15 protein-coding genes and 2 riboswitches are annotated in these 14105 nt (G+C 38.5%); of the genes, 9 read left to right on the top strand and 6 right to left on the bottom strand.

Annotated elements, in window-relative coordinates; all coding sequences use genetic code 11:
- Nucleotides 1-32: 32 nt before the first annotated feature.
- Nucleotides 33-986 carry a TIGR03943 family putative permease subunit gene (locus BPOF4_RS06735; RefSeq protein ID WP_012958340.1) on the bottom strand — a complete coding sequence of 318 codons (954 nt, stop codon included), beginning with the start codon at nucleotides 984-986 and terminating at the stop codon, nucleotides 33-35.
- A gap of 38 nt (nucleotides 987-1024) precedes the next feature.
- Nucleotides 1025-2053 (bottom strand): permease, encoded by a 1029-nt coding sequence (locus BPOF4_RS06740; protein ID WP_012958341.1) that lies wholly within the window; start codon nucleotides 2051-2053, stop codon nucleotides 1025-1027.
- A 267-nt stretch (nucleotides 2054-2320) separates the two neighbouring features.
- Between BPOF4_RS06740 and BPOF4_RS06745 the strand changes: the two genes are divergently transcribed.
- Both BPOF4_RS06745 and BPOF4_RS06750 read left to right on the top strand, forming a co-directional pair.
- Nucleotides 2321-2869 (top strand): DUF2179 domain-containing protein, encoded by a 549-nt coding sequence (locus tag BPOF4_RS06745; protein ID WP_012958342.1) that lies wholly within the window; start codon nucleotides 2321-2323, stop codon nucleotides 2867-2869.
- 124 nt (nucleotides 2870-2993) lie between these two features.
- A complete protein-coding gene (locus tag BPOF4_RS06750) occupies nucleotides 2994-3944 on the top strand; it encodes a CobW family GTP-binding protein (protein WP_012958343.1) in 951 nt (316 codons plus the stop codon).
- A gap of 37 nt (nucleotides 3945-3981) precedes the next feature.
- On the opposite strand, the gene mtnA is transcribed toward BPOF4_RS06750, so the two are convergent.
- Together mtnA and mtnK are read right to left on the bottom strand one after the other, a co-directional pair.
- Nucleotides 3982-5034 (bottom strand): S-methyl-5-thioribose-1-phosphate isomerase, encoded by a 1053-nt coding sequence (mtnA, locus tag BPOF4_RS06755; protein WP_012958344.1) that lies wholly within the window; start codon nucleotides 5032-5034, stop codon nucleotides 3982-3984.
- On the bottom strand, nucleotides 5031-6245 hold the full coding sequence (gene mtnK, locus BPOF4_RS06760; RefSeq protein ID WP_012958345.1) for an S-methyl-5-thioribose kinase: 1215 nt from the start codon (nucleotides 6243-6245) through the stop codon (nucleotides 5031-5033). Before mtnK ends, mtnA begins: the two co-directional genes overlap by 4 nt.
- Nucleotides 6246-6320: 75 nt before the next feature.
- Nucleotides 6321-6451: riboswitch (SAM riboswitch) on the bottom strand.
- 230 nt (nucleotides 6452-6681) lie between these two features.
- Nucleotides 6682-6785: riboswitch (SAM riboswitch) on the top strand.
- A gap of 76 nt (nucleotides 6786-6861) precedes the next feature.
- On the opposite strand from mtnK, the gene BPOF4_RS06765 reads away from it, so the two are divergent.
- From BPOF4_RS06765 to BPOF4_RS06780, 4 genes are read left to right on the top strand one after another with little or no spacing between them, the layout of a single operon-like run.
- Nucleotides 6862-8076: a 2,3-diketo-5-methylthiopentyl-1-phosphate enolase gene (locus tag BPOF4_RS06765; RefSeq protein WP_012958346.1), complete on the top strand. Its 1215-nt coding sequence runs from the start codon at nucleotides 6862-6864 to the stop codon at nucleotides 8074-8076.
- Nucleotides 8073-8738 carry a 2-hydroxy-3-keto-5-methylthiopentenyl-1-phosphate phosphatase gene (locus tag BPOF4_RS06770; protein ID WP_012958347.1) on the top strand — a complete coding sequence of 222 codons (666 nt, stop codon included), beginning with the start codon at nucleotides 8073-8075 and terminating at the stop codon, nucleotides 8736-8738. Before BPOF4_RS06765 ends, BPOF4_RS06770 begins: the two co-directional genes overlap by 4 nt.
- Nucleotides 8729-9388, top strand: coding sequence for a methylthioribulose 1-phosphate dehydratase (locus tag BPOF4_RS06775; RefSeq protein ID WP_012958348.1), 660 nt, complete (start codon nucleotides 8729-8731; stop codon nucleotides 9386-9388). The genes BPOF4_RS06770 and BPOF4_RS06775 overlap by 10 nt, the downstream gene beginning before the upstream one ends.
- Nucleotides 9366-9896 (top strand): 1,2-dihydroxy-3-keto-5-methylthiopentene dioxygenase, encoded by a 531-nt coding sequence (locus BPOF4_RS06780; protein ID WP_012958349.1) that lies wholly within the window; start codon nucleotides 9366-9368, stop codon nucleotides 9894-9896. Before BPOF4_RS06775 ends, BPOF4_RS06780 begins: the two co-directional genes overlap by 23 nt.
- Before the next feature lie 147 nt (nucleotides 9897-10043).
- Here the strand turns inward: BPOF4_RS06780 and BPOF4_RS06785 are convergent, their stop codons facing one another.
- A complete protein-coding gene (locus BPOF4_RS06785) occupies nucleotides 10044-10670 on the bottom strand; it encodes an MSMEG_1061 family FMN-dependent PPOX-type flavoprotein (RefSeq protein ID WP_012958350.1) in 627 nt (208 codons plus the stop codon).
- A gap of 145 nt (nucleotides 10671-10815) precedes the next feature.
- On the opposite strand from BPOF4_RS06785, the gene BPOF4_RS06790 reads away from it, so the two are divergent.
- Together BPOF4_RS06790 and BPOF4_RS06795 are read left to right on the top strand one after the other, a co-directional pair.
- Nucleotides 10816-11454, top strand: coding sequence for an SDR family oxidoreductase (locus BPOF4_RS06790; protein ID WP_012958351.1), 639 nt, complete (start codon nucleotides 10816-10818; stop codon nucleotides 11452-11454).
- An 83-nt stretch (nucleotides 11455-11537) separates the two neighbouring features.
- Nucleotides 11538-12473: an AEC family transporter gene (locus tag BPOF4_RS06795; protein ID WP_012958352.1), complete on the top strand. Its 936-nt coding sequence runs from the start codon at nucleotides 11538-11540 to the stop codon at nucleotides 12471-12473.
- 71 nt (nucleotides 12474-12544) lie between these two features.
- On the opposite strand, the gene uppP is transcribed toward BPOF4_RS06795, so the two are convergent.
- Nucleotides 12545-13381: an undecaprenyl-diphosphatase UppP gene (gene uppP / locus BPOF4_RS06800; protein ID WP_012958353.1), complete on the bottom strand. Its 837-nt coding sequence runs from the start codon at nucleotides 13379-13381 to the stop codon at nucleotides 12545-12547.
- A 201-nt stretch (nucleotides 13382-13582) separates the two neighbouring features.
- Here uppP and BPOF4_RS06805 point away from each other — a divergent pair, with 201 nt between their 5' ends.
- A complete protein-coding gene (locus BPOF4_RS06805) occupies nucleotides 13583-14098 on the top strand; it encodes a TlpA disulfide reductase family protein (protein ID WP_012958354.1) in 516 nt (171 codons plus the stop codon).
- Nucleotides 14099-14105: the final 7 nt, after the last annotated feature.

The following is a 14105-nucleotide window of genomic DNA, read 5'->3' on the forward strand; positions in this document are numbered from 1 at the left end:
AAAAAGGCGGCTCATAAGAGCTGCCTTTTTTGTTAGATCCCAAAGCTTGGGAAGACATATGGAGTGTCTGGTTCTGGAACTTCGTTAATCGTATCGAGCTGGATTAAAGGTATGTGAAAATCATTGTACATTGTTTTGTCAATCGTACCTACTACGTTGACCCATGTATCGTTTTCAAATGCAGTTGCTTCAGTCGTTTCAATCATCGTTCCATAAACCGATGCATCGGCAACACAGCAAGTCATTCCAAACCGGGCAACGACTAATTGATTATCATCAAAATCAGGTTCCCTGTACACAAATCCTACTATATGAATTTCTTTCCCGACAAAGCGGTCTAAGTGTAAATCTAGGACAGTCATAATATCTAAATAATTTTCTTCTGTAACTACAATCCGTTCTTCTGCAAGTAACTCTTGTGCCATTTCGTCGTAATAGGAGTTAAACCCTTCCTCAGTATAAAATTCTTCTGTGCTGAATTCGTCACTGGAGCTTGTTTCTGACTCGAGACTTTCCATATAACCATCAGGATCATTTAAATAGGCTTCAGCTCGAGAAGTCTGTGATCCTTCTTCTGACACTTGAGCTGTTGGTTTTGTTAGAATGCCTGAACCGTATTGGATCCCTCGGTTTTGCGCGACAGTTGAGTCTAATACTTTATCCGGCAGCACAAACCCTAAAACAATAGGTGCAATGAAAATAGAGTAAATAAGTAATTTAGTAACAGGAGAACCTTCCATACTGTGGTCGGTTCCGCAATCGCATAACAGCTCTTCCTCTTGGCCTTTTGATGTGCTTCTTATAATCTGAACGACACCGAGCAAGAGAAAAACGCCCGTAGCAAAGTAGATAAACGGCATCATATTTACGGCAATATAGTAACGTATGTTGCCAGTAATGATAAATGCCAATATTAATAAAGCAAAACCGATTAAAATAATTCCTCGAATATAGGCATGAAATCCTAAGTCTGTTTCTTTCTTCAAATCCTTTCACCTCATTTATTTTAAAAACTGAGTACTTTTTACAATATGAATAACTGAAGAGTCATCACTGCCGCAAAAACAGCCACTGTAACAACGATCATAAATGTAACAACAAAGCGAGCTTTAAAGAACGCAAATAACATAATTGTATTTTTTAGGTCCAACATAGGTCCGTATACTAAAAAGGCTATAAGTGATCCAGTAGTAAATGTATTTCCAAATGATGAAGCTACAAAAGCATCTGCCTCAGAGCATAATGAAAGCAAGAAGGCGAAAGCCATCATTACAGCCGTTGAAGACCATTCGTTGCTTCCAATTGTAAGAAGAAGCTCACGATCTAGGAACGTTTGAAATAACGAGGCAATAAATGCCCCAAGAATCAGATATTTTCCCATTAAGAAAAATTCGTCTGAAGCGTGATAGAGGGTTTGTTTAAACCGATTCATCTTGCGCCCAGGGCTTTCAATAGTAACAGGGGTAATGCCTACTAGCTCTTCTTTAGATAACTTTAGCTGATCACTATTTTTGAAGATGATATACAAGATGCCTCCGATAATTATAGCAAGTATGAACGCTAGTCCCATTCTTGCATATAAAACAGTTAAATCTGTTCTAAAGGCATAATAAGTCGATGCAGCTACAACCGGATTTAAGATTGGTGCCCCGACTAGAAAGACCACACCCACATGCAGGGGCATTCCTTTTTTGATGAGTCGTCTGACGATAGGAACGATGGCACATTCACAAATAGGGAAGATCGCTCCTAAAAAGGCAGCGGGCAGAAGGGCTGCATAAGCATTTTTCGGAAGGTAACGATGAATCCATTCTTCTTTTACATAGATTTGAATTAAAGCAGACACGAAGACTCCAAGTAAAATAAAGGGTACCGCTTCAATTACTATACTTAAGAAGATTGTATTAACCGTTAACCATGTATCAGGGACAGCGATAGAGGCTTCCGTATTTTTAAATGATTCAATATTGAAAAATAAAATTAAGAACAACAGCAGCAAGACAAAGCCGATCATGTCTTTCCCAAAACCTATTAATTTTTTACCTGCTTTCATTTCTTTTAAATCGACTCCTTTATTAGATGGTTCTATTTATTCTTATGTAAGTGACTTTGGCTTTAGTAGAAATAGAATAACTTTGCTAGAAAAAAGTTCCCTAGCTAGTTTATCACAAACAGCTTCACAACAGGGGAAACCGTTGCATTCGTAATAAAATTGAAAAAATATCGAAAGAAGTAGAAAAAAAGTGGTAGATTCATGGTGGTTTTCCTGTTAAACTACGGGAGTTGCCTGATGGATAATAGTAAAGGAAGGTGATTGAATATGGTTCAGGCTTTAATTATTTTTGTTGCCCAGCTTTTATTTGTACCAGTCTTAACCTTACGTACGATTATGATGGTTAAGGGGATGAAAGAGAAAGCTGCTGCTATGGGTATACTTGAGGGGATTATTTATGTTGGAGCACTTGGACTCGTGTTCAGTGATCTATCCAACTATTTAAATATGGCTTCGTATGCATTGGGCTTTGGTGTTGGACTTTATATCGGAGCAATTATTGAACAAAAGCTCGCGATTGGTTATGTAACAATTGAAGTCAACATTATGCAGCGTAATGAGGAATTAACAAATCGTTTAAGAGAGGTAGGATTCAGTGTTTCGACTGCTGAAGTAGAAGGAATGAATTCTTCTCGTTTTAGACTAGATTGCACAGCTCGGAGAGATCGTGAGCGAGAGTTTATTGAAATTGTAAATGCTTATGAGCCAAGTGCGTTTATCGTTTCCTTTGAACCGCGTAATTTTAAAGGCGGTTACATTACAAAAGCGATGAAAAAGCGTAAAGAAAAATTCTTGAAGAAGAAAATGAGTGCATAATATAAATGATAGAGGAAGACGTAAGGGGAACCTTATGTTTTTTTCTTTGTGTAAATAAGAATGATTTTGATTTGTGAGGTGATTTATGATATTTTTGTAGAAAAGGAGAGAAGGAGACAGGTCAATGAAACAAATTCCTGCATATGTGTTAACGGGATTCCTTGGCAGCGGAAAAACCACTGTCCTGCAGCGTATGATCCAATCAGCTAAAGATGACGGCTTAAGACCAATTATTGTCTTGAATGAGCTAGGTGAAACGAATGTAGAACGTCATTTATTTACTGATGTTGAAATGGTTGAATTATTGAATGGATGCATTTGCTGTACGATTCAAGAAGATATGAGAACCGAACTAGAGGAGCTTTTACGCTCAGACGATCCAGGAGATATATTATTTATAGAAGGGACAGGCATTGCTAATCCCCAAGAAATAATGGAAGCACTCACACACCCACATTTAGTTGAGGCCGTTCAATTACAGTCGATTATAAGTGTATTAGATACTAGTAAATTTCTCGAGTATCAAAGCCGGTTTCAAAGTTCTAAAGAAGTAAGACAGTTATTAAATCAACAGGTTGAGTTTGCCTCATTACTCTTATTTAATAAGATGGATTTAACAGACGGCCGTACGCTTAACAAAGTTAAAAAGAAAGTGGAAGTTTTGAAGCAGAAAAACACTCCTATTATTGAAACTGAGATGGGAAATGTAGCTCATACTGAGTTGTTCGCCTCAAGATTTAAGTGGGAATTAGAGGAGTCTGAAAAAAGTCAAAACAACCATCACCATCACCATCAACATACTTTCCAAGCTGTTCGAGTAAAAGATGTGCCGAATATAGAGAGGGTAGCTTTTGAGAAGTGGCTGAAGAAAAATGATGAGCTGATCATTCGAGCTAAAGGAGTGGTTCGCTTAACTGAAACACCAAGACTCTTTCACTTTCAATATGCATCCAAGACTTTGCAGTTAACGCCTGCTGAAAGGGAAGATGAACCTGTTATCATTTTGATTGGCACAGATTTTCATGAAGAGGAACTCTTGGATTCCATAAAAGCAGAAGTGTTAATGAAAGGGTGAGAAGAAGCGTAGTGATTGCACTACGCTTCTTTACGTTCTATACATGGACGGATTCGTTTTGGAGTGCTTGCAATCGATCTTTAAAATCTCCTCTAATAAGTCCTTTTTCGGTAATAATTCCGCTAATAAGCTCATTAGGTACAACATCAAAAGCAGGGTTAAATACCTTGGTGCCATCAGGTGCAAGCGCCACACCTTGAAGGTGAGTCACTTCCTCAGCAGCTCGTTCTTCAATAGGTATATCTTCCCCGGATACAGTGTTAAGGTCAATGGTTGAATAAGGTGCTGCTACATAAAAAGGAATATCATGAGCTTTAGCCAAGATGGCAAGACCGTATGTACCTATCTTATTTGCAGTATCTCCATTAGCGGCGATTCGGTCCGCTCCAACAATCACCGCAGTAATGTTTTTTGTTTTTAATACATGAGCAGCCATACTGTCAGTAATTAAGGTTACGTCAATACCTAGCTGCTGCAACTCCCAAGCAGTTAGTCTTGCACCTTGTAAAACGGGTCTTGTCTCACACGCATAAGCTTTTAATTCTATATCACTTTCTTTTGCGAGATAAAAGGGAGCCAGAGCTGTACCGTATTGCGCCGTTGCGATCCCTCCAGCGTTACAGATCGTTAGTACTGTATCTCCATCTTCCAAGAGCTCTAGACCAAATTCTCCAATTTTTCTACACGTATTCCTATCTTCCTCTTGGATCGCTAGTGCCTCTAATACACACCGCTCTTTAGCTTCCTCGACACTTTTAGCTTGAATAGCTGCTTCAATCACTCGGTCTGTGGCCCAGAATAAATTAACAGCAGTAGGGCGGCTTGTGGCAAGATAATCTCGTTTGGCCTGAAGCTCATTTAAAAAGAGTTCAAGTTGATTAGATTGCTTTCCTTCGCTCCATAAAATAAGTCCAAAAGCTGCGGCAATACCAATCGCAGGTGCACCTCTTACTTTAAGAAACGTGATGGCCTCCCAAACTTCCTCAATGGAAACGGCATCTATAAAGATCACTTTATGAGGTAATTGTCTTTGGTCTAGGATACGGAGTACGTTTGTTTCTTGATTCCACTCAACAGATTGAATGGTCATTTTAACACATCCTTTGTTTCTTGAATTAATTGATGAATCGTACGAAAATTTCGTCTTTTTAGGATAAAGGTGCTTCCTAATTCCAACGCATTTTTCTGAGCGCATAAACGCTTTTGACAATCTGAAATGTTATCAATATCAGCCACATGAGCAAGTCCAATAATCCTTCTAATTAATTCACAGCCAGCAAAGCCAACAGCATCTTCAAAAATGGTAGCTAGCATATAATCGACGTAGCCTTCTGTTTGTATAAAAGCTTCTACATGGTGGTTTTGACATAGCTTTTTATATTCTTCTTTAAATACCTCTACTGTTTCGGTGATGGTTTGATACAGGTCAGAATGCTGCTGTTCATCTATAGCCGTTTTTGAGATGGTATTTAATAGTATATTAGCAATAAATAAACCTAAATCAAAACCAGCAGGACCATAAAATGCAAATTCCGGATCAATCACTTTTGTTTCTTCTGCAGTAACAAACACACTCCCTGTGTGGAGATCCCCGTGAATGAGAGCTTCTGATTTTGTAAGAAATGTATATTTGAGTTTGGCAGCTTCTAGCTTAAGCTCTTCGTTTTTCCATAGTTCATTCACAGTATCTTTCAAATGATCTTCGAAGTCATTTGTATCATGATCAAAGAAAGGATCTGTGAACACGAGATCTTCTGTGATTTTACAAAGCTCAGGATTTGTAAATCTAACTGAGATTTCTTTTATCTCCTGCTGGCTTTCACCAAAAGGAGAGGAATGAAAGATCGTTTTTGCTAGATATATCCCAATATGCCTGCCAAGATTAGGGTAGGTCTCACCATCAATTAGTCCTTTTCTTAAAATAGTATAGTCAGATAAATCTTCCATGATAGTGATAGCTAAGTCATCATCAGTATGTATCACGTTAGGAACCAATGATGGGACAGTTTCTGCAGCTTTTTGCAAGGCTTCTGCTTCAATTTTTGCTCGTCTTAAAGTGAGGGGCCAGCTTTCCCCTACCACTTTTGCATAAGGTAGTGCTTGTTTGATAATGAGAGATTGTCCGCTTAGTGAGTCGCTCAAGTGAAATACATAATTAAGATTACCATCACCAATCTCTTTGCATAGAAGAAGAGAAGGTGCAGGGAAGAGGCCGAGCTTTTGATTAAGCTTTTCGATGTAGGCGATAGCCGTTTCTTCTGTTAATGGTTCATAACTTGTCGTGGCAATGCTTGTACTCATTAGATCATCTCCTAAAATAATAAAAATAAAAAACCTCTTTTCTGATCGAAAAGAGGTGGATGTATGATCGCATCTCTCTTATCTCTCAGACAAAGTCTGTTGGATGTAGCACCGTGCCATTGATTAGTTTAAATCATCAATTATAAAAGAAAGGTCGGTTGCTGGGCGTCATAGGGCCAATTCCCTCAGCCTACTCGTAATAAGAGTGGAATATGAAGTTTTTGGAAAAATGTAAGATCACTTGATGAAAACTATAAAACAAGTATCTGCAATTCGTCAATATTTTTTTGAAATAAATAATTTTCAAATCTGATTAAAATAATTATTGACAAGTTAAGTTAGTACCTGTCATGATAGTAACAATAAATTGATTGTTCAGTTTATTCTTCTGGAAATTTTTAGATTTAAGTGAGTTTAATTAGAATTTTATACAAATCTCTTATCAAGAGCAGGCGGAGGGACAAGCCCAGTGAAGCCCGGCAACCGGTTTGAAAAACACGGTGCTAATTCTTGCAGCGATTATTAGCTGATAGATAAGAGGGAGTTTAAACTATACAAACCTCTCCCTCTTTAGGAAGAGGTTTTTTTGTTTACTATTCATGCAGGAGGTCTAAAAATGACAGTTATCGCTCAGTATTTAGTTCATGATAAAAATGGTGAATTTGAAAAAAAAGCAGAAAAAATTGCAATAGGACTAACGGTTGGTTCGTGGACCGATCTGCCAGAACTTGAAAAAGCACAACTGCTTGCTCATAAAGGTGAGGTTGTTGAAGTGAGGGAAATAGAGGAATCAGCAGATGGGGTCAGAAGAGGGTTAATTAGTATTTCTTTTCCTGCTGCTAACTACAGCTTTGATCTGCCGGCTATTTTAACAACGACCTTTGGCAAACTATCTTTAGACGGCTCAATCAAACTGATCGATCTACATTTCAGCAATGAAATTCAACGCCATTTCAAAGGACCGCGTTTTGGTATTCAAGGGGTGAGAGAATTAACAGGTGCTTATGATCGTCCATTGGTGATGAGTATATTTAAGGCAGCTATTGGAAGGTCACTCGACTCGCTTCATGAGCAAATGCTTCATCAAGCGTTAGGCGGGGTTGATTTAGTGAAAGACGATGAAATTCTATTTGAAAATGAATTAACTCCCCTTGAACAAAGAGTTCCGGTTGGGCTTGCAGCGATTGCTGAAGCAGCAGAAGAAACTGGAAATCGACCTTTATATGCTGTGAATTTAACAGGAAAGACATTTGAGTTGAAAGAGCGGGCAAAAACAGCGATTGAACTCGGAGCACCGGCCTTACTGTTTAACGTATTTACATATGGACTCGATGTTCTTCAAGGGTTAAGAGAAGACCCGGAAATTGATGTGCCGATCTTAGCACATCCAGCCTTTTCAGGGGCTATAACCTCTTCTACTAGATACGGGGTGAGCAATCCATTACTTTTAGGGAAATTACTACGTATGGCTGGTGCAGACCTAGTCTTATTTCCGTCACCTTATGGCAGTGTAGCGATGCCTAAACAAGAAACATTACAAATCGCTCAAGCTTTGCGAACAGCAGATGAGCCATACGCGCAAGCATTTCCTGTCCCATCAGCAGGCATTCACCCAGGTATGACAGCGCAATTAATTGAAGATTTTGGAATTGATACTGTCATTAATGCAGGCGGAGGCATTCATGGTCATCCAGATGGAGCGAGCGCAGGCGGTGCGGCTTTTAGAGAAGCTATAGATGGTGTTCTTTCTGGCCGGACGTTAGAAGAGAAGGCTGAATCAAGTTTAAACTTGAGAAAGGCACTAGATACGTGGGGGCTCGTAAAAGTATGAAGAAACCGATTATTTTCTGTGACTTTGACGGGACCATTACAGAATCAGACAACATTATTGCTCTAATGAAGCAGTTTGCCCCTCCTGAATGGGAAGAGATCAAAGATCAGATTTTAAATCAAACCATTACGATACAAGAAGGGGTCGGGAAATTATTCTCCTATATTCCCTCTTCTAAAAAGCAAGACATGCTTGAATTTCTCAGGGAGAACGCACACTATCGGGAGGGTTTTGCTTCGCTGTTAACTTATGCGAATGACAATGATATCCCATTTTACGTAGTGAGCGGAGGCATTGATTTTTTTGTTTATCCAATGCTTGCAGAATTTGATGTGCCACTAGAGCAGATCTATTGTAATAAAGCCGATTTTTCAGGTGAGAAAATCCTGATTAAATGGCCGTATTCTTGTGATACGCATTGCACTAATGGGTGCGGCTGCTGCAAACCAAGTATTATACGATCATTCGATGAGACATTGCATGAGCGTATTGTCATTGGCGATTCAATAACTGATCTTGAAGCAGCAAAGTTAGCAGACTTAGTTTTTGCGCGAGGCTATCTAAAAGAAAAATGCGAGGAATTAAATATTACCTATCAGCCTTTTGAAGATTTTCATCAGATTATGAATTACTTAGAAGGGAGGAAGTTAGTTTGTCGATAGATGAGTGGAACGAATTAGCTGATATTAAAGATGAATTAGCTGCTCGTGATTGGTTTCCTGGAACAAGCGGCAACCTTTCTATAAAGGTAAATAATGAGCCATTATCTTTTTATGTGACAGCTAGCGGAGTAGATAAGCGTAAACGAACGGAAAAAGATTTTTTGTTAGTGGATCAATGGGGTCAATCTATCGAACAAACATCCTTAAAACCTTCTGCAGAAACGCTCCTTCATGCACAAGTATACCGGTTAACGAACGCTGGCTGCTCGCTGCATGTGCATACAGTTGATAATAATTTAATTTCAAATATGTACGGTGATACAGGAGCCGTAACGTTTAGAGGCAATGAACTAATTAAAGCATTCAATATTTGGGAAGAGGACGGGGAATTAACGATCCCTATTGTTCGTAATTGTGCAGATATCCCTACACTTAGCCAAGTTGTTGCTGATGTTATTAAACCAGAAACGAAAGCTGTTTTAATTAGAAATCACGGAATCACTGTCTGGGGGCGTGACGGCCTAGAAGCTAAAAAGCATCTGGAAGCACTTGAATTTTTGTTCAGCTTTCATGTGAAGCAGCTGCTTCTCACACAACAAGTACAAGCGATTAAGGGAGGAATGAACTATGGCAACATTGAGATTTCATGATACGAACGAGAGACTAGAAGGAGGAAAGGTAGAAACATATTTAAATGATCAAGGTGTTATCTATGAAAACTGGTCAACAGATAAACTACCGTCTCCCTTAGTTGAAAAGTATACATTATCAGAGGTTGAGAAAGAAAAAATTCTAGAAGTTTATGCAAATGAAATTGCTGATATTTCAGAGAGAAGAGGCTATCTAACTGCAGATGTAATTTCATTGTCTTCTGCTACGCCCAAGCTTGAAGATTTACTTAAAAACTTTAAGCAAGAACACCATCATACTGATGACGAAGTGCGATATATTGTGAGCGGACATGGGATATTTGCTATTGAGGGGAAAGATGGCCGTTTCTTTGATGTAGAGTTAGAACCGGGCGATTTAATTTCTGTACCTGAAAATTATCGTCACTATTTCACGCTGCAAGAAGATCGTCAAGTCGTAGCCATTCGCATTTTTAAAACAAAAGAAGGATGGGTGCCAGTATATGATCGAAAAGAGGAAGTAAAATAAAAAAGCTGGGACGGAAGTATTTAACTGAGAGCGAACAAAATGCCAATTCATCTGAAGCATAGTAGGAAGCGGAGTGTTGAATAAACTTTACTTCTTTGGGGTTATTGTTTGCAAGACTCATTAAATACTTTGTCCCCTTTTCTTTTTTTAATAGAGGCGCTGCGTGTAGCTTTCTTCAAGCTGCTGCTGAATTGTTTCTGTGTCACGCTTCAATGTCTTTGCATGACTTGATAAAATAGAGGCTGGATTTGGAAGTTCACTATCATACGAAGTTGAATCCCATAAGTTTGAACGAATAAAAGCTTTGGCACAGTGTATGAAGCACTCTTCTACCTCAACGACTATTCCTAAAATGGGGATTTTCCCTTTTACACTCATTGATTCTAATAAATTTTGATCATTCGTTACTCTAGCCTTCCCGTTGATTCGTAGAGTTTCATTAAGTCCAGGAATGATACATAACAAGCCTATCTGAGAGTTCTGAAGAATGTTTTTGATGGAATCAAGCCGCTTATTGCCTGGTCTCTCAGGAATAATCAATGTTTTTGAATCAAGGATGGATACAAAGCCCGGAGCATCTCCTCGTGGTGATGCGTCACATAAACCAGCTGCATTAGCTGTAGATATTACAACAAAGGGAGATTTAGAAAGAAACTCGCTCACATGTCGATCAATGTGATCAATAACTTTTCGCTGAGCTAAAAGACTAGGCTCCCCAAGCATATTTACAAGCTCATTTTCTGTATGAATAAAAGAACAATCAGACAACATCATAGATTAAAGCTCCTTTGGTTGATTTTACTATTTTTATCATACTAACTTCCTTGTCGTTCGTAAATGCTTTAATGCTTATTTCTGATGTTTATGAAAAACTGAATTAGGGAAAAGATTTATTGAGATAGTAAAAGGAGTGAATGAAATGAATATACTAGTAGTTGGAGCAAATGGAAATGTAGCAAAGCAAGCTATTAAAGAATTAAGCAAAAGTGATCATAAGGCAGTAGCGATGATTAGAGATGACAAACAGACAGAATCACTTATGGATGCAGGCGCAGACAGAGTGGTCATTGCTGATTTAGAGGAAAATATCGATCATGCCTTTGACGGGATAGATGCTGTCATCTTTGCAGCTGGTTCCGGAGGTCATACCGGGGCAGATAAAACGATTTTAATTGACATGTGGGGTGCGATGAAAGCAGTAGATGCTGCGAAAAAACATAAGGTCGACCGCTTTGTTCTGCTTAGCTCAATGGGGACTGTTGATCCTGATAAGAGTGATCGCATCAAACATTACCTTGTTGCTAAAAAAATAGCAGACGATCATCTAAAACAATCAGGTTTAAATTATACAATCGTACGACCAGGCACTCTCACAGATGATGAGGCTCTTGGAAAAATTAAACTAGAGCAGGAAATTGAAGTGCGCGATACCACGATCACTAGAGCGGATGTTGCTAAGGTTTTAGCTGAGGTTGTAGATCGGGTGAATACCTATGGTAAAACGTTTGAAATTTTAAATGGTGATACACCAATTAATGAAGCTCTAGATCGAGTGTAAAAAGGAATCTTTAGGTGAGTGAACAATATTTGTTCACTCACCTTTTTTATTTTTCCTCATACACATAGGGTGAGGTGAGGGCTATGACAGGAAGTGCATTTCTCTTTTATGAGATGCTTGGGCTGTTAGTTATTGGATTGATAGGCTTTACAGCGCGGAAGGTGAGAATTCTGCCAGTTGAAGCAAATAGGGTTTTGACCCAAGTGATTTTATACATTACTCTTCCTTCTTTGATCCTTTATGCTATGGACATTAACTTATCAACTGAAATCATGTTTGAACTCCTATGGTTAATAGGTTTATCGATATATGCTATGGCAGTTGCCATCTTAGTAGGAAGAGAAATGCGAAGGAGTGCGACATTACCTGAGAATAAGCAAGGTGTGTATGAAGGGTTAATTGTATTTGGAAATCAAGGGTTCATCGGATACGCTGTTACTTTTTATTTGTTTGGAGAAATAGGAGTGTTATATACAGCTGTTTTTATGATATTTTATCTATTTTTAATTTGGTCGTATGCCATCTACTTAGTGGCGAGAAACTATCAAAAAATTAACCTATCCTTATTATTCTGGAATCCTGGTATAATCGCAACTACTCTTGGATTGGTCATTATGCTATTGCCTTTCGGCTGGCCTTCTCCTGTATCCTCCTTGCTTTTAACACTAGGAGAATTAACAATGCCCTTATCAATGTTATTGATAGGCAGCTTATTAGCTGGTTTGACGGCGTCTGCTTGCCGGCAATTAATGACATCGAAGTATGTATGGCTTGCCGTGCTGGCAAAATTAGTTGTCATTCCTGTTTTTCTTTTACCTTTTATCTATTTGCCTGTTTCTATGACTGTTATCGGTGTAGCTATCCTTGTGACAGCAACACCCTCTGCACCAACCATTACAATGTATGCAGAGAAATATGGAGGCGATACTAAGTTTGCGGCAGTTATAGTGGCAGCGGGGACAATTCTTTGTGTGCTGACGATTCCGTTATTGTACAGCTTGATCATATGGCTTTCATAATATAGTTAGTTTTAGAAACGTTAGAACGAAGAAGGAGCTGTCCCAGCAGGGCAGCTCCTTTTAAATGTTTTCTATTCAAGTTCCATAATGAAGTTAGCATCAAAATAGAAAAAGATGAAGATGGCAGCAACAAAGCAATAAATCGCAAAGTAAATAAGTTTGCTACGTTTTAAGAACTCAATCAGCCATACAATACCTAGCCATGAAAAAATGAATGTAGCGATGAAAGCAACGACTAATGCCAGGACCCCTGTTTCAGCAACTAGTGTGCCGTCTGTAAAATCACCAATAGCTAACACTGTTGATCCTAGGATTACAGGAATAGATAAAAGGAACGAGTAGCGTACAGCCGTTTCTTTATTTAATCCTGCAAATAACCCTGTAATTAGAGTCGCTCCAGACCTTGATATTCCTGGAATAACAGCAAGTGTCTGTCCTAAACCTACGATAATTGCATCGATAAATGTCATGTCTTTTTCTGTTCGGTTTCCGTGTTTAACAAAACGTTCAATAATAATCAAGAAGATTCCCGTTGTAGCAAGAGCTAAGGCGATAAAAGGTGGTGTTTTTAAAACACTGCCAATCGAATCTTCTAGTAATACGCCTAACACACCTGTAATTCCAGTTGCTACGATAATATAGAGTGCAAATAAAAATTGCACACGGTTTTCTTTTGAACGATTCCCAAAAAATGAGAAGAATCCAATAATGACTTCAACGATATCTTTTCTGAAATAGATGACAACCGCTAAGATGGAAGCGAGGTGTAAAAAGATCTCAAATCCAAATCCTGGAAAAGAGTAATTAAAAACCATTTGTGTAATGATAATATGAGCCGTACTTGATATAGGAAGAAATTCAGTAATTCCCTGAACAATTCCAAAAATGATTGCTTCAATTATTGACATAGTAGGTTCCTTCCTTTTTATGAATAGTCATTTTTTATTGGGTAATAACTGCTTCATTCTAGCAAACTTTTCATTTTTAGAAAAGAGTATTTAGTAGAAATACATCGTACGTTCACTTTATTGTTTATTGCGGCTTCGTTTTTTAAATTCTATAATGTAGGGAGAAAATAGAGTAAGTGATTTTAGAATGGATGTGTAAAAATGAAACGGAAAAGAACCTTTTTGGTTTTAGCTATAGCGTGTATTTTAGCAGTTGTGACGGTTGTAACAATGGACAGGCAAGAGGTAGGTAATGAAGTTGGGATGGTTGCTGAAGATTTTGAACTGCCGACCTATCAAGGCGGTCAAGAATCATTTAATCAGTACGAGGGTCAAGTTGTAATCCTTAATATGTGGGCCTCATGGTGTGAGCCTTGCCGTGATGAAATGCCAGACTTTATGGAACTACAGCAAGATTATCATCAAGAGGGCTTAGACATAGTGACTGTAAATATGCAGACGTACGAACGAACGCTAAATGATGCCCCTGAATTTATAGAAGAAATGAATCTCACACTTCCTGTTTTTTTTGATGCAGATGGGCTTGTATCAGATCGTTACGGAATAAGAGTTCTGCCGACGACTTTTGTTATTGACCGTGAAGGTGTCATTGCCCATGTGATTCCTGGTGAAGTGAATTATGAAAGATTAGAAGAATTGATTAAACCCTTATTATAAGTGGATC

The sequence above is a fragment of the Alkalihalophilus pseudofirmus OF4 genome, assembly GCF_000005825.2.
GTDB lineage: Bacteria > Bacillota > Bacilli > Bacillales > Bacillaceae_D > Alkalihalophilus > Alkalihalophilus pseudofirmus.

Bases quoted from the DNA above. Each gene is read 5' to 3' on its own strand.
- BPOF4_RS06745 (WP_012958342.1), top strand. From the start codon at position 2,321: ATGGTTCAGGCTTTAATTATTTTTGTTGCCCAGCTTTTATTTGTACCA.
- BPOF4_RS06785 (WP_012958350.1), bottom strand. From the start codon at position 10,670: ATGATGTTGTCTGATTGTTCTTTTATTCATACAGAAAATGAGCTTGTA.
- BPOF4_RS06750 (WP_012958343.1), top strand. From the start codon at position 2,994: ATGAAACAAATTCCTGCATATGTGTTAACGGGATTCCTTGGCAGCGGA.
- BPOF4_RS06765 (WP_012958346.1), top strand. From the start codon at position 6,862: ATGACAGTTATCGCTCAGTATTTAGTTCATGATAAAAATGGTGAATTT.
- BPOF4_RS06795 (WP_012958352.1), top strand. From the start codon at position 11,538: ATGACAGGAAGTGCATTTCTCTTTTATGAGATGCTTGGGCTGTTAGTT.
- mtnK (WP_012958345.1), bottom strand. From the start codon at position 6,245: ATGAGTACAAGCATTGCCACGACAAGTTATGAACCATTAACAGAAGAA.
- uppP (WP_012958353.1), bottom strand. From the start codon at position 13,381: ATGTCAATAATTGAAGCAATCATTTTTGGAATTGTTCAGGGAATTACT.
- BPOF4_RS06780 (WP_012958349.1), top strand. From the start codon at position 9,366: ATGGCAACATTGAGATTTCATGATACGAACGAGAGACTAGAAGGAGGA.
- BPOF4_RS06790 (WP_012958351.1), top strand. From the start codon at position 10,816: ATGAATATACTAGTAGTTGGAGCAAATGGAAATGTAGCAAAGCAAGCT.
- BPOF4_RS06740 (WP_012958341.1), bottom strand. From the start codon at position 2,053: ATGAAAGCAGGTAAAAAATTAATAGGTTTTGGGAAAGACATGATCGGC.
- mtnA (WP_012958344.1), bottom strand. From the start codon at position 5,034: ATGACCATTCAATCTGTTGAGTGGAATCAAGAAACAAACGTACTCCGT.
- BPOF4_RS06805 (WP_012958354.1), top strand. From the start codon at position 13,583: ATGAAACGGAAAAGAACCTTTTTGGTTTTAGCTATAGCGTGTATTTTA.
- BPOF4_RS06770 (WP_012958347.1), top strand. From the start codon at position 8,073: ATGAAGAAACCGATTATTTTCTGTGACTTTGACGGGACCATTACAGAA.